This is a genomic window from Haemophilus sp. HMSC066D02 (assembly GCF_001810545.1).
Classification (GTDB): domain Bacteria; phylum Pseudomonadota; class Gammaproteobacteria; order Enterobacterales; family Pasteurellaceae; genus Haemophilus_D.
In genome coordinates, this window is sequence record NZ_KV801815.1 from 1 (window position 1) to 1,087 (window position 1,087).

Annotated in this window: 1 protein-coding gene; it reads right to left on the reverse strand. The window is 41.9% G+C overall.

The annotated features are described in order from the left end of the window. On the reverse strand, window positions 1-1,087 hold a 1,087-nt coding region (locus HMPREF2750_RS07000; protein ID WP_148130008.1), incomplete at both ends, for a ShlB/FhaC/HecB family hemolysin secretion/activation protein.

Consider the following 1,087-nt stretch of genomic DNA (forward strand, 5'->3'; position numbering starts at 1 on the left):
CAGGTAAGGATTTATTCCCACCCGTACCACGTTTATAGTTCGCAAACAGTTGTAAAACAGTTTCACCAATGTATTGGGTGTGATTAAGCCCCACTTCCCAACCAGCGGTACGACGACGTTGCACTTCAATTTCGGTGTCATTGATATAGTTATGGGATTTTTTCGTCCATAATGTGGCATTCACATAGGTTTTGTGAAGACTTCCACGAGATAATAAGCGACTTAAATTCGCTTTCATTTGTTGGCTTTCACCCGAATAGGTGTAAGACTCAAATGCACCTGCTACCGTTTGGTGATAAGAATATTTTGAACCGGAAAGCGTTAAGAGATAGTTCTTCCAAGGAATAGAATAATAGAGACTGATGTTTTTGCTGCCATAATCGCCTTCCGCATCATCGCTATCACGTTTAAAGCTGCGTGTACCGCTGATATAGAACATATCATTAAGTGTTAGCACGTTATCCCAGGAAAACGTGGCTGAACCTTGTAAACGACCCGTAGATTTACTGCCTGAATCATCTAATCCAAAAGTTAAATGAAAAGGTAAACTTTGCTTATAAGCAATCACCACGTCTGTTTCACCGACTGCATCCGTTGGCACAAGCTCCATATTCGCATCAGCACTCGGTACACGTTTTAAGTTTTCTAAACCTTGTTCAATATTGCGAATATTTAATATATCCCCCTGCGCCATTGGCATGGCAAACCATAAGGTACCACGGGTGGCAAACGGAATCGCACTTTGGTCTTGTAATTGAATACGGCCTACTTTACCCGGAATCACAGTGAGTACGAGCATGCCTGAACGTAAATCCTGTGGCTCCACTACCACACGTGTAGTGACATAACCAAAATCAATTAAACGATTTTGAATACGGCGAAGTAAGACGTTAATCCCCTCTGAGCCAATACAAGCAGGCAGCGCAAAATCACGCTCAGCATAAACTGACTTTAATGCCCAAGAGAATTGGCTTGGTTGGATTAATTTAAGGGAAGAAGCTGATGAATTTTCTTCTTCAGCTTGATAATCGGTCAGCACTAGTTGATTGATAGGAAAACACTGTGCTTCATTTTGTGGAAAGCCAAG